The organism is Micromonospora sp. NPDC048868 (genome assembly GCF_043198195.1).
Classification (GTDB): domain Bacteria; phylum Actinomycetota; class Actinomycetes; order Mycobacteriales; family Micromonosporaceae; genus Micromonospora; species Micromonospora reichwaldensis.
In genome coordinates this window covers 66,972-80,285 of sequence record NZ_JBICUN010000002.1, presented here as the reverse complement: position 1 = coordinate 80,285, position 13,314 = coordinate 66,972, and the positions used below count along the sequence as shown (strand labels likewise).

8 protein-coding genes are annotated in these 13,314 nt (G+C 75.6%); 5 read left to right on the top strand and 3 right to left on the bottom strand.

All coding sequences use genetic code 11. The features are described 5' to 3' along the window. The first annotated feature begins 5 nt into the window (after positions 1-5). Together ACGFNF_RS03285 and dxs are read left to right on the top strand one after the other, a co-directional pair. Complete coding sequence (locus ACGFNF_RS03285; protein ID WP_393165447.1) at positions 6-1,175, top strand: anhydro-N-acetylmuramic acid kinase; 1,170 nt, start codon at positions 6-8, stop codon at positions 1,173-1,175. Positions 1,176-1,303: 128 nt separating this feature from the next. Beyond that, complete coding sequence (gene dxs / locus ACGFNF_RS03280; RefSeq protein ID WP_357578754.1) at positions 1,304-3,253, top strand: 1-deoxy-D-xylulose-5-phosphate synthase; 1,950 nt, start codon at positions 1,304-1,306, stop codon at positions 3,251-3,253. A gap of 114 nt (positions 3,254-3,367) precedes the next feature. On the opposite strand, the gene ACGFNF_RS03275 is transcribed toward dxs, so the two are convergent. Next, the gene (locus tag ACGFNF_RS03275) at positions 3,368-4,561 is read right to left on the bottom strand and encodes a hypothetical protein (protein ID WP_393165445.1); all 1,194 of its coding nucleotides are present in this window, start codon (positions 4,559-4,561) and stop codon (positions 3,368-3,370) included. Positions 4,562-4,750: 189 nt separating this feature from the next. On the opposite strand from ACGFNF_RS03275, the gene ACGFNF_RS03270 reads away from it, so the two are divergent. Continuing rightward, a complete protein-coding gene (locus tag ACGFNF_RS03270; protein ID WP_393165443.1) occupies positions 4,751-6,721 on the top strand; it encodes a hypothetical protein in 1,971 nt (656 codons plus the stop codon). Beyond that, positions 6,721-8,577, top strand: coding sequence for a hypothetical protein (locus ACGFNF_RS03265; RefSeq protein ID WP_393165441.1), 1,857 nt, complete (start codon positions 6,721-6,723; stop codon positions 8,575-8,577). The genes ACGFNF_RS03270 and ACGFNF_RS03265 overlap by 1 nt, the downstream gene beginning before the upstream one ends. A gap of 4 nt (positions 8,578-8,581) precedes the next feature. Here ACGFNF_RS03265 and ACGFNF_RS03260 read toward each other — a convergent pair whose 3' ends face one another. After that, the gene (locus ACGFNF_RS03260; RefSeq protein ID WP_393165439.1) at positions 8,582-10,453 is read right to left on the bottom strand and encodes a hypothetical protein; all 1,872 of its coding nucleotides are present in this window, start codon (positions 10,451-10,453) and stop codon (positions 8,582-8,584) included. Positions 10,454-10,560: 107 nt separating this feature from the next. Between ACGFNF_RS03260 and ACGFNF_RS03255 the strand changes: the two genes are divergently transcribed. After that, positions 10,561-11,847, top strand: a complete 1,287-nt coding sequence (locus ACGFNF_RS03255; RefSeq protein WP_393165437.1) for a PQQ-binding-like beta-propeller repeat protein — start codon at positions 10,561-10,563, stop codon at positions 11,845-11,847. A gap of 34 nt (positions 11,848-11,881) precedes the next feature. On the opposite strand, the gene ACGFNF_RS03250 is transcribed toward ACGFNF_RS03255, so the two are convergent. Next, positions 11,882-13,177 (bottom strand): C39 family peptidase, encoded by a 1,296-nt coding sequence (locus ACGFNF_RS03250; RefSeq protein WP_393165435.1) that lies wholly within the window; start codon positions 13,175-13,177, stop codon positions 11,882-11,884. Between the last annotated feature and the right edge of the window lie 137 nt (positions 13,178-13,314).

The window sequence follows — 13,314 nt, the reverse complement described above, 5'->3', positions numbered from 1 at the left end:
ACGCCATGAAGATCGTCGGACTGATGTCGGGGACGTCGTACGACGGGGTGGACGTGGCCGCCGCCGAGTTCACCCGCGACGGGGACACGCTGCGGCTGCGCCCGCTGGGGCACCGCCCCCTCGACTACGACGACGAGCTGCGCGAAGCGATCGGCGCGCTGCTGCCGCCGGAGAGCACCACGATCGAGGCGGTCTGCCGGCTGGACAACCGCCTCGGCGAGGTCTTCGCCGAGGCGGCGGCCCTCGGTGTCGAGCTGGCCGGTGGCGCGGTCGACGCGGTCGTCTCGCCCGGGCAGACGGTCTTCCACTGGGTCGCCGACGGGCGCGCGCTGGGCACCCTGCAACTGGGCGCGGTGGCCCGGGTGGCCGCCCGGGTGGGCGTACCCGTGCTCAGCGACCTGCGCTCGGCGGACGTCGCGGCCGGCGGGCAGGGCGCGCCCCTGGTCCCGGCGTTCGACGCGCTGCTGCTCGACCCGGCCGACGGCGCCGCCCCGCGCGCCGCGCTCAACCTGGGCGGCATCGCCAACCTCACGGTGCTCGCGCCGGGCGCGCCGGTGCTCGGGTACGACGTCGGGCCCGCCAATGCGCTGCTCGACGCGGCGGCCCGCCGCCTCCTCGGGCGGCCCTGCGATCTCGACGGCGCCCGCGCGGCGGCCGGTCGGGTGCACCCCGGCCTGCTCGACGCGCTGCTCGCCGAGCCGTACTACGCGGCGCCGCCGCCCAAGTCGACAGGCAAGGAGCTGTTCCACGCCGGCTACCTGGACGCCCGGCTGGCCGCCCTCGGCGAGGCGGTGCCGGCCGACGACGTGCTCGCCACCCTGACCGAGCTGACCGCCCGGGTGGTGGCCGCCGAGTGCGACCGGCACGGCGTGGCGGAGGTGGTGGCGGCCGGCGGCGGGGTGCGCAATCCCACCCTGACCGCCCGGCTGGCCGCCCTCGGGGCGGGGCGCTGGCGGCTGCGCACCACCGACGAGCTGGGCGTGCCCGCGCAGGCCAAGGAGGCGTACGCGTTCGCCCTGCTGGGCTGGCTCTCCTGGCACGGGCTGCCCGGCGCGCTGCCCTCGGTGACCGGCGCCGACCGGGCCGCCGTGCTGGGCTCCTGGACCCCGTCCGGGCCGGCGTACCGGGGCGCCCCGGCCGTCCCGGCGCCCCGGCGGCTGCGGATCGCGGCCTGACCACCGGAGGCGGGACCCGGGCGTGCGCGATCCATCCGGGGGCTGACCAGGCGCTCAGCACCCCCGGTCGGTGGGCGGGCGTCCGGGCCGACCTGCGGAGTGTCGGACGGCCGATAGACTCTTGCGTCATGAGCGTTGAAGAGGGCACGGTCCACCACACCGGGCTGCTGGCCACCGTCCGGGGCCCGCAGGACGTCAAGCGGATGTCCGCCGAGGAGTTGGACGTCCTCGCCGCCGAGATCCGTGACTTCCTGGTCGCCAAGGTCTCGCGCACCGGCGGGCACATCGGCCCCAACCTGGGTGTGGTCGAGCTGACCCTGGCCATGCACCGGGTCTTCGACTCCCCGCGCGACCGGCTGCTGTTCGACACCGGCCACCAGGCGTACGTGCACAAGATCGTCACGGGCCGGCAGGTCGGCTTCGACAAGTTGAAGCAGCGCGGCGGCCTCTCGGGCTACCCCAGCCAGGCCGAGAGCGAGCACGACCTCATCGAGAACTCGCACGCCTCCACCGCCCTGTCCTACGCCGACGGCCTGGCCAAGGCGTACAAGCTGCGGGGCGAGCAGCGCAGCGTGGTCGCCGTGGTCGGCGACGGCGCGCTCACCGGCGGCATGTGCTGGGAGGCGCTGAACAACATCGCCACCGCCGGCAACCCGCTGGTGATCGTGGTCAACGACAACGGCCGCTCCTACGCGCCGACCATCGGCGGCCTCGCCGACCACCTCTCCTCGCTGCGGCTCAACCCCGGCTACGAGAAGGTGCTCGACACCGTCAAGGAGGCGCTCGGCTCGACGCCGCTGGTCGGCCGGCCGATGTACGAGGTGCTGCACGCCGTCAAGCGGGGCATCAAGGACGCGGTCGCCCCGCAGGCGATGTTCGAGGACCTCGGCATCAAGTACGTCGGCCCGGTCGACGGGCACGACGTGGCCGCGGTCGAGTCGGCGCTGCGGGCGGCGAAGAACTTCGGCGGTCCGGTCATCGTGCACGCCGTCACCCGCAAGGGCTACGGCTACCGCCCGGCCGAGGAGGACGAGGCCGACTGCTTCCACGGCCCCGGCGCCTTCGACGTCGCGACCGGCAAGTCGGTCGCGGCCCCGTCGGTGAAGTGGACCGGCGTCTTCGCCGACGAGCTGGTCGCGATCGCCGACGAGCGGCCCGACGTGGTGGGCATCACCGCCGCGATGGCCGAGCCCACCGGCCTCGCCAAGCTGGCCCGCAAGCACCCGAACCGGGTCTACGACGTGGGCATCGCCGAGCAGCACGCGGCCACCTCGGCCGCCGGCCTGGCCCTCGGCGGGCTGCACCCCGTGGTGGCGGTCTACGCGACCTTCCTCAACCGCGCCTTCGACCAGGTCCTGCTGGACGTGGCGATGCACAAGCTGCCGGTGACCTTCGTGCTGGACCGGGCCGGGATCACCGGCCCCGACGGGCCCAGCCACTACGGCATGTGGGACATGTCGATCTTCGGCGTCGTGCCGGGCCTGCGGATCGCCGCGCCCCGCGACGCCGCCACCCTGCGCGAGGAGCTGCGCGAGGCGGTGGGCGTCGACGACGGCCCGACCATCGTCCGCTTCCCGACCGGCACCGTCGCCGCCGACCTGCCGGCCGTGCGCCGGGTCGGCACCGTCGACGTGCTGGCCGAGGCGGCGCGCAAGGACGTGCTGCTGGTGGCGGTCGGCTCCTTCGGCCACCTGGGCATGGAGGTGGCCACCCGGGTGGCCGAGCAGGGCTACGGCGTCACCGTGGTCGACCCGCGCTGGGTCCGGCCGGTCCCGGCCGAGCTGGTCGAGCTGGCCGCCGGGCACCGGCTCGTGGTCACCGTCGAGGACGGCGTCCGGGTCGGTGGCGTCGGTGACGCCCTCGCCCAGGCGATGCGGGACGCCGACGTCCGGGTGCCGCTGAAGGACCTGGGCGTGCCGGCCGACTGGCACCCGCACGGCAGCCGCGCGCAGATCCTCGCCGACCTCGGCCTGACCGCGCAGGACGTGGCCCGCGACGTCACCGGCTGGATCTCCCGGCTGGACGTGGAGCAGGTCGAGCCGGTGATCGCCGCCGACGACGCGACCGCGCAGAACTGAGTTCCAGACCGCCGACGGCGGGTGCCCCGGGAGACCGGGCCACCCGCCGTCGGCGTCTCACGTGCCGGTCAGCGGACGCTGAGGCAACGCCGGGTCAGCGGAGCCGACGCCGGGTCAGCGACCGCCGAGGGAGCGGTAGTGCGTCTTCTCCGCCTCGGCGAGGCTGAACGTCTCCGACCGGGTCGGCGCCGGCACCACGACCAGCCCCGGCCGGTCCACCAGGCGGGGTGTGTCCGGCGGCGTGGACAGCGAACTGTCGGCGGTCGGCCGCCAGCTCAGCACGGCCAGCGGCTGCCCCGGCACCGGCAGCGTGTAGGTCTGCAACGGGTTGGAGCGGTCGGCGGGGGAGACCACCGGCGTGCCCCCGTCGGCGGGGCGGTAGACGACGGCGGTCATCGTGCCGTCCGCCGTCTCCCAGCTCAGCTGCTCCAGCTCCGCCGGCTCGCCGCCGCCGAGGGCGACCTCGCCGAGGGTGCGTACGGTCAGCTTGGTCATCGGCCACGACGACGGCACCGAGCGCGGGGCGTCCCGGTCGCCGATGCGCCGGGGGACGCTGCCGAACGGGCCCTCCTCGCCGGCGAGCGCGCAGGTGTCCAGGCCCGTGAGGGCCCGCTTGCCGGAGCCGCTCTCGTCGCGTACGAGGGGGTAGCGCGGGTCGGTGGTGCCGGTGCCGAGGTCCAGCAGCCGGTCGGCGGCGCGGCCCCGGGGCAGCGCCTCGGTGGCCCTGAGCGTGGCGGTCACCGGCACCGCCCGGCAGGCCGGCACGGTCACCGGCTCGGTGAGGCCGTCGGTGTGCCGCAAGGCCCGGCCGTCCGGCCCGAGCAGCCGCTGCACCCGGCCCGACGTGAGGTAGCGCCGCCCGTCGGAGGTGTGCACGGGGAGCACGTCGGAGTAGACGAGGTAGCCGGGGTCGGTGTACTCGGCGGCGCGGGTGACCGCGTACCGGCCGTCCTCGGTGGTGACCTGGAGCAGCCAGGAGGCGCTCTCGCCGGGCACGTCCGCGGCGACCAGGGCCAGCGGCGCGCCGCCGACCTCGCCGGACCAGAGGATCCCGGACGTGGGCAGGTGCACCCGGTCGTCGGCCGGTGACCGCCAGTCGCGTACCGCCTCCGTCACCGCCGACCTGACGGCGGCGTCGCCCGCCAGGGTGCCGCGTGGCGGCCAGACCGTCAGGTCGCCGTCCAGGCTGTCGTAGCCGACCCGCAGGTCGCCCGGCTGCCGGTCGGCCACCGGCCCGCAGGCGGTCGCGGTGAGCAGCAGGGTCAGCAGTGCGGTGGCCGTGCTGCCGCGCCGGCGGACTGGAGCCACCTGTACGCCCCCTCGATCGCCTCAGCCGTCGTTCAACGGAAAGCGCCATAGTACGAGATGTCGGATCACCGGGACGCGCCACCTCGCCCACCGTCCGTGCGCAGGTCGCGGGCGGTGGCCGACCCCGACCACAGAGGACACTGCCGTGGTTTCAGGGTGAATGTCCCGCTCAGGTAGACTCCGCCGACTGTGACGCCTGCCGAGACCCGCGCCGAATCCTGGTCGGAATCCGACGCCGCCGCGGCCCCCGCGTCCGAACCCGTGGCGCCGCCCGTGGGCGGCGGCGCCGGTGACCGTACGCCGGGCGGGGCCGCCCGCGCCGACGAGGCCGACGCCCCCGGCGCGGCCGTGGCCACCGAAGCGACCGACGCCGCCACCCCCTCCGGCGAGGCCGGCGGGGCGGACGGCGCGGCCCGGCCCCGGCGGTGGACCCGGCGACGGCAGGACCTCACGGTCTTCGGCCTGTTCCTGCTCGCCGCGGTGTGGGTCACCAGTCAGATCTGGGTGGACCCGGCCGGCCGGGTGGCCTCGCTCTACAGCAGCGACCCGGCCCAGGTGCAGTTCTTCCTCGCCCACTCGGTACGCGTGGTGCTGCACGGCGAGTTCCCGTTCTTCACCGAGCAGTTCAACTACCCCGACGGGGTCAACCTGATGGCCAACACGGCCATCCTCGCGCTGGGCATCCCGATGGTGCCGGTGACGCTGCTCTTCGGGCCGGCCGTGACCTTCGTGGTGCTGGTCACGCTCGCGCTCGCCGGCACGGCCTCGGCCTGGTACTTCGTGCTCTCCCGGCACGTCGTGCGCAGCCCGCTGGCGGCGGCCGTCGGCGGCTGGTTCTGCGGGTTCTCGCCGGCGATGCTGTCGCACGCCAACTGGCACCCCAACATCATCTCGCAGTTCCTGCTGCCGTTCATCGTCTGGCGGGTGCTGGTCATCACCCGGTCCCGGCGGCCGTGGCGCGACGGCGTGCTGCTCGCCCTGCTGGTCACCGCCCAGGCGTTCATCAACGAGGAGATCCTGCTCTTCACGGCGCTCGCCTGCGGGGTGTTCCTGCTCGCCGTGCTCGCCCAGCGGCCCGGGCTCTGGTCGGCGGCGTGGCGACCGCTGGCCAAGGCCCTCGCGATCTGCACCGTGCTCGCCGGGTCGCTGCTGGCGTACCCGCTCTACGTCCAGTTCGCCGGGCCGATGGCGTACCACGGCCTGAGCGACGCGGTCCGCGACTACGGCAACGACATCGCGGCCTTCTTCGCGCCCGGCTCGCCGACGATCGGCGGCGACGAGCGCGCCAACGTCAACCTCGCGCCGAACTACTCGGAGGAGAACGCCTTCTTCGGTTGGAGCCTCGCCCTGATGGCCGTCGGCATCGTGGCCTGGCTGCGCCGGGAGATGCTGGTCCGGGCGCTCGCCGCGACCGGGGCGTTCTTCGCGGTGCTCTCCCTCGGCGAGCGGGTGTCCTGGTGGCACCGGGAGCTGCTCACCGGGCCCTGGGAGTGGCTGGTCCGGCTGCCGCTGCTCGACGCGGTGGTGCCCACCCGCTTCGGCCTGATCACCAGCGTGGTGGTGGGCATCCTGCTGGCGCTCGCCGTCGAGCGCTCCCGGACGCTGCCGGTCGAGCGGCGGACGCTGCGTACGCTCACCGTGGCCGGGCTCGTCCTCGCGCTGCTGCCGATCGCGCCGATGCCGCTGAAGGTGACCTCCCGCCCGCCCGTACCGGACTTCATTACCGCCGACCGGTGGCGCGGCTACGTCGGTGAGGACCAGACGCTGGTGCCGATCCCGGTGCCGAACATGGGGCACACCCACGGCATGCGCTGGGCCGCCTCCACCAACCTCGACTTCAAGATCCCCGGCGGCTACTTCCTGGCGCCGCGCAACGGCAACACCGGCGACCCCGGCCGCTTCGGCGGCCGGCCCAGCGGCGTCGGGCGGCTGCTGGAGGAGGTCGCCTCGACCGGCCGCATCCCGAAGCTGGACGACCGGCAGCGCCGCCGCTCGCTCGACGAGCTGCGGCACTGGCGGGCGGCCATCCTGGTGCTCCCGGTCGGCCAGCACCACTCCGAGCAGCTGCGGCGCACCGTCGAGCAGCTGGTCGGTCCCGGCCGCCGGGAGCTGGACGTCTGGGTCTGGGACGTCCGGGCGCTGACCGACCAGCCGACCTGATGACCGCCCCGGCGGCGACCGGCACCGCCGGGGCGGCACCCGCCCGGCGGTCCCGCCGGCTGCCGGTACGCGCGCCGGACGCGCTGGTCGTCGCCGGCTACGTCGCCCTGGCCGTGCTGCTGACCCTCGGTCAGTGGGGTCGCCCGGGGCGGCTGTTCCACCAGGCGGGGGACCAGGTCCTCTTCGAGTGGATGCTGGCCCGCGCGGCCCGGGCGGTGACGGGCCTGGAGAACCCGCTGTACAGCGGGGAGCTGAACGCCCCGGACGGGGTGAACCTGATGGCCAACACCTCGGTGCTGGGCCTGGGCGTGCCGCTGACGCCGGTCACCCTGCTCTTCGGCTCGCAGGTCGCGTTCCTGGTGGCCGTGGTCTGCTGCCTCGCCGGCACGGCGACCGCCTGGTACGCGGTGCTGCGCCGCCGGCTCGTCGACTCCCGGGCGGCGGCGGCCGTCGGCGGGCTCTTCTGCGGCTTCGCCCCCGGCATGGTCGCGCAGGCCGGGGCGCACCTGCACATGGCGGCGCAGTTCCTGGTGCCGGTGATCCTGGCGCTGGTGTTCCACCCGGACCCGCGCCGGGTGTGGCGGCACGGGACGCTGCTCGGGCTGCTGGTGGCGTACCAGCTCTTCCTCGGCGAGGAGGTGCTGGCCTTCCTGGTCCTCGCCGCCGGGACCTTCGCGCTGGCGTACGCGGCGGCCGACCGGGAGAGTGCGCGTCGGCGGGCGCCGGCGCTGCTCGGCCGCCTCGCGGTCGGGGTGGCGGTGGCGCTGCCGCTGCTGGCGTACCCGCTCTGGTTCCAGTTCTTCGGCCCGGGCCACTACCGGGGGATGCCCTTCCACGCGTACGGCTACCAGCTCGACGCCGCGTCCTTCACCGCCTCGGCGCGGCAGACGGTGCTCGGCGACGACCACCTGCCCGGCCTGCTCGCGCCGAACCCCACCGAGGAGAACTCCTTCTTCGGCCCGGGGCTGCTGGTGCTCGCCGTGGTGATCGTGATCTGGCTGTGGCGCCGCCCGCTGGTCCGCGCGCTGGCCGCCTGCGGGCTGCTCTTCGCGCTGCTCTCGCTGGGCGAGCAGGTCCGCCTGGACGGCACGTCCACCGGCATCCCCGGGCCGTACCGGCTGGTCGCCGAGCTGCCGCTGCTCGACCACGCGGTGCCGGCGCGCTTTCCGCTGGTCTGCGTCCCGGTGCTGGGCATCCTGCTCGCCCTCTCCCTGGACCGGCTGCGCCCCGGGGCCGGGGCGGACCGGCTGCGCGCCGATGCCGATGCCGGGGCCGGGGCGGACCGGTTGCGCCCCGGGGCCGGGGCCGAGGCCCGGGTGGGTGCCGTGCCGGTGCGGCTGCTCTGGGGCGGGGCGGTGGCCGCCGCGCTGCTGCCGCTGATCCCCACCCCGATCCGGACCGTGCCGGCCTGGCCCGTGCCGGCGTTCGTGGCCGAGGGCGGCTGGCGGGCCCACGTACCGCCGGGCCGGACCCTGGTCCCGGTGCCGCCGGTGACCGGCGCGGGGCTCAGCCCGGCGATGCTCTGGTCGGCCCGCACCGGGCTGGCCTTCCCGGCCCCGGGCGGCTACTTCATCGGCCCCCGGAGCGCCGACGACCCGGCCGCCCGGTGGGGCGCCCCGGACCGCCCCACCGCCGAGCTGCTGCGTCGGGTGGCCGAGACCGGCGAGGTGCCGGTGGTCACCGACGAGCACCGCCGGCAGGCGGTCGAGGACCTGCGGCACTGGCGCGCCGCCCTGGTGGTGCAGGGTGGACTGCACCACGGCGACCCGGTGCGCCGTACGCTCGACGCGCTGCTCGGGCCCGGCCGGGAGGTGGCCGGCGCCCACGTCTGGGACGTCCGCCCGCTGGTGGGCTGACGGCTCAGCCGACGAGCGGCCGGACGTCCCAGAGCCACACGTCGTCGACGCGCTGGGGCGGGCCGATCAGCGCGGTCATCAGCTCGCGCAGGACCGTCTCGCGGGGATGCGCGCCGAGGACCACCACGGACGCGCGCCAGAAGCGCAGGTCCTCGACGGCCTGGCGGCGGTTCTCCTCCGTCAGCGCGGGGACCGTGTTCTTGTCCATCGTGGAGTAGATCAGGGTGCTCGTCGGACGGTTGGGCGCGCCGAAGACGCCCTCGCCCAGCTCGTTCGGCCCGATGAAGTAGCCGCCCGGGATCGGGAACGCGTGCTGCGTCAGTGCGCTCCAGCGCAGCGTGGGCAGGCCGTGCACGTTGCTCGGGATCGGCACCGGCACCAGGGTCCGGCCCTCCGGCACGTACGGGCGCCAGCCGCCGGCGGTGATGAAGTGCGGCGGCGGGTCGACGGGCTCCGCGGGCAGCGGACGCGGGAACAGCGGCAGCACGGCGAGCGCGACGGCCGCGTACCCGACCGGCCGGAGCCAGCGGCGGCGCGGCCCGGCGGCGTCGGCGCCGGCCGCGCGGTCGTCGCCGTCGGAGCCGGCGCGGGGGGCCGGCACCGGCGGGCGGCCGCTGCCGGCGACGGTGTCCCAGGCCAGGGCGAGCAGCACGCCGAGCGCCGCCGCCACCACCAGGGCCAGCCGGGTCGGCATCATCATCTCGACCAGCGGCAGTTCGTCGGAGACGTAGGCCCACGGGCCGTCCGTCTCCGTCTCCACCCCGTTGATCCGCACCTTCGGGCCGATCGAGGCCACCGTGAAGACCACCACCAGCACCGCGAGGATGCGGGCGGCGAGCGAGCGGCGGACCAGCAGCACCAGCGCCACCAGCGACAGCAGCACCAGCGGCCAGCCGAACCAGGTGTTCTGCTCGGTCAGGCCGATGGTCTTCTCCACCGCCTCGTCGCCGGCCACGGTGTCGCGGGCGAAGGTGACGAAGGCGGCCAGGTCCTCGCCCCAGCTGTGGAACACCCCGCCCTGCAATCCCCGGTAGGACTGCGGGCCGTTGAACTGGAACCAGATCGGGTAGGCCGTCAGCAGCAGCGCCAGAGCGCCGCCCACGCCGAGCGCGGCGGCGAAGGTGCCGGCCACCGCCCGCGTCCGCGCCGGCCGCATGATCGCGTACGCGACCACGACCACCAGGCAGGCCAGCGCGGTGAGCAGCAGCATCTCCTCGTTGATGAAGATCTGGTACGCCACCAGCAGGCCGAGCACGATCCCGTTGCGCCGCCACCGGCCTGGCTCGCCGAGCCGGAGCACCCGCACCACGATCAGCGGCAGCAGGAAGTTCGAGACGAAGTTGGGTTGGCCGTTGGCGTGGTGCACGATGCCCGGCGCGAAGCCGAGGAACGCGCCGCCGACGAAGGCCGCCGCGCGCGAGCGCACCAGGTGCCGCGACAGCATCCAGTACGACGTGCCGGCGGTCGCGGCCAGCGCGCCGCCCAGGTAGAGCGCGTACATGACCTGCGGGCCGAGGAGCATGGTCAGCGGCGCCAGCGGCAGCGTCACCCCGAGCAGCGAGGTGTTCGCCATCATGTTGACCCCGTCCGGGGCGTTCTGCCGCTCGGTGAACAGCGGGTTCTCCAGGTGCCGCACCGAGTACGCGCCGTGCGAGAAGAGCCACTCGAACCAACTGTGGTCGGTGGGCAGGTGCGACGACACCCGGTTCTGCACGTCCACCCAGTAGTTCAGGCACACGAAAACGCCGAGCAGGACATAGGCTCCGATGGCCAGTACGTCGGCGCGGGAGGGCCTGCGCCGGGGCCGGCGCGTCGGCTCGCCCGCGACGGGCTCGGAGACGGAGTTCAGCGAGGGATCAACCACCGGCACAGCCACGACGCGCCATCGTACAGGCGCGCTGGCGTCGCTTTTGCCTCAGCCGGTGCCCCCACGGTCGATTTGCCGGCCCGCCGGAGGCCACGGTGTGACGGGGAGGACGCCACGTGACGCTCATCGACCTCGGCGAGGTACGCGACGAGCCGGGCCGCGAGGCGCCGCCGCCCCGCCCGCCGCGCGCCGTCGGCCGCCCGGTGCGGGTCGCGCTGGCGCTCGCGTTTCTCGTGGCCACCGTGGCGGCGGCCGCCCCGGTGCCGGCCCGGGTCGGGCTCGTCGTGCCGGCCCGGCTCGGGTCGGAGGCATTCCTGCACGGCGACCGGCTCTACGTCGTCGAGCCGGCCGAGGGGGAGCCCGAGGGGACCGTCGAGGTGCGGGCGTACGCCCTGCCCGAGCGGGCGCCGGCCGACGCCGCCCCGCCCACCCCGGTGTGGCGCTCCCGGGTCGCGGGGGCGGGCCGGTTCTGGCAGCTCCAGACCGGGCCGGGGTCGGTGCTCTTCTCGGTCACCGGGGACCAGGACGACGGGCAGACGATCGCCCTGGACGCCGCGACCGGCCGCGGGCTCTGGCGGCAGCCCGGCTACCCCTGGTGGGACCCGGCCGGGATCCTGCTGATGCAGACCGGCGGGGAGGAGGGCGGCGCCGTGCGGTCGGTGGATCCGGCCTCCGGGCGGGCCCTCTGGTCGGTGCCGACGACGCGCGGGGGCGCGACGTACAGTCTCCGCGACGGGCGGGTGGAGCGGATCGTCCTGGTCCCCGCCGAGGGGCGGGTCGAGGTGCGCGACCCCCGCTCCGGCGCCCTGGTGCACTCGGCGGACCTGGGCCTCGACGACGCCTCCGGGCACGTGGTGGTGGCGTACGACCTGCTGCTGGTCGTCCGGCCGACCGCGGGCGTGGTGACCGCCTACGGGCTGGACGGGCTGCGGCGGCGGTGGGAGGCGCGCGTCCCCATGGTGGAGCACGTCACCGAGTGCGGCGAGCTGTTGTGCGTGCCCGGGGGAAACAGGTTCGTCGCGCTCGACCCGGCGACCGGCGCGCTCAGGTGGGTCGGCGGGCGGTGGTTCGGGGTGCTGTCGGCACAGGGTGGCCGGCTCCTGGCGGTCGCGCCCGGGCCCCTCGGCGACCGGTTGGGCGTGCTCGACGCGGCCACCGGTCGGGAAGTGGCCGACCTGGGCAGCTGGCAGCTGATGACCTGGCACGCCGACGAACGGATCCTGGCCGTGCGGCCGGCCGCCGCCGGTGGCGGGGTGGTGGTCGCCGAGTTGGACGTCGCCGAGGGCCGGGCCCGGGTGCTGGACGTGCTCCGCGGCGCGTCCGGGGACTGCCGCAGCCGGGCCGACACGGTGGTGTGCCGGCTGCAGACCGGCGAGCTCGGCGTCTGGCGCTATCCCGGTTGAGCCGCCGCGCGTCCGGTGCGTGGACGCCGCCGGATCACCAGTTGGGCTGCTCCGGCGCCGGGGGGAGCGGCACGCCGGGCGGCCGGAGCACGTACGCCACCCCGCCGCTGCCACCCTGCCAGGCGGCCTCGAACCGGTCCCGGTCGACGGTCCGGCGCACCGCGTCGTCGTCCGGGGCGTACGGGTCGTTGAGCACCGGGGCGCCCGTGGCGGTGAAGCCCACCAGCACCATCAGGTGCCCGGCGGTGTCGTAGTCCAACCCGGGCACCTCGCCCGACTTGAACGCGGCGGAGACGATCAGCGGGATGCCGGTGGCCACGAACGCCTCCGCCTCGGCCAGCGACCGCAGCCGGGTGACGAAGGCGTCCACCCCGTGCAGGCCCGCGTACGCGGTGTTGAACGGCCAGTTGCCGGCACCGGCGAAGGCGTGGTCGTAGCAGTGTCGCGCGGCGTGCACCACCACCGGGCGAGGGCCGGCCGGAGCCACCCAGGCGTACCGGGTCGGGGCTGGGGCGGCGTCCCAGAAGGCCAGCACCATCGAGGTGCAGGTGGGGCTGCACCAGGCGTCCCCGCCGCCACCCCACTGCGGGTGGGCGCCGGCGTGCAGCCGCTGCGAGTAGCGCGGCACGTCCAGCACCGTGCCCCAGGCGGCCGGCGCCGTCGCGGCGGACCCACCGGCAGGGGCCGGACCCGGGGCGCGGGACCCGGGCCCGGTGACCGGGGCGGGCCCGGCGGTCACCGGCGGGGAGCCCGCTGCGGTGGGCCGGGACGCCCCGGCCGCTGCCGTCGGGCGCGGGCCCGCGGCGACCGCCCCGACCGCGCGCAGCACCGGGGTCGCGTCGGCGTCCTCGGGCCGGAGCAGGGTCACCCGGACCTGCCAGCCGGTGACGGTCGCGTCCGTCACCACCAGCGTGTCCGTGTCCACCCGGGCGTCGGCGTCGCGCTGCCCGGGCACGGACGTCCGGCGGATCGCGTGGTCGTCGGCCGCCCAGTCGGCGAGGACGTACCACCCGGTGGCCGGCGCGTCGTCGCGCCAGCCCCGCAGCTCCACCCGCAGCCAGCAGTCGCCGGGGGTGTCCCCGGTCCACGAGGGCACGACGTCGCGCACGGCGAAGCCGACCGGCACGGGCGGGGACGTCCAGCTGCCGGCCGCGTACCGGCGGGTGCGGCCGTCGGCGTCGGTGTGGTCGAGCCGGTCGGCCGGGTCGGCCAGTTCGAGGCCCTGTCCGCCCGCACGCAGCCCGGACAGGCTGCCCAGCCCGGCGTCGCCGGGAAGGCGGAAGCCCCGGTAGGTGACGTCCCGTCGGATCGTCGGCGCCGCGTCGGTCATGCGTCTTCCCGTCCGTCGTGAAGGTTGCCGCCAGCAGCATTGCGTACGACGAAGGTTTTCTGCAACGGGGTCGGGCCGGGACGGCGGGTGCGGCCCGGTTTGGCTGCCGGCACTAGGTTGTGGGTGGTCAGGGGCGA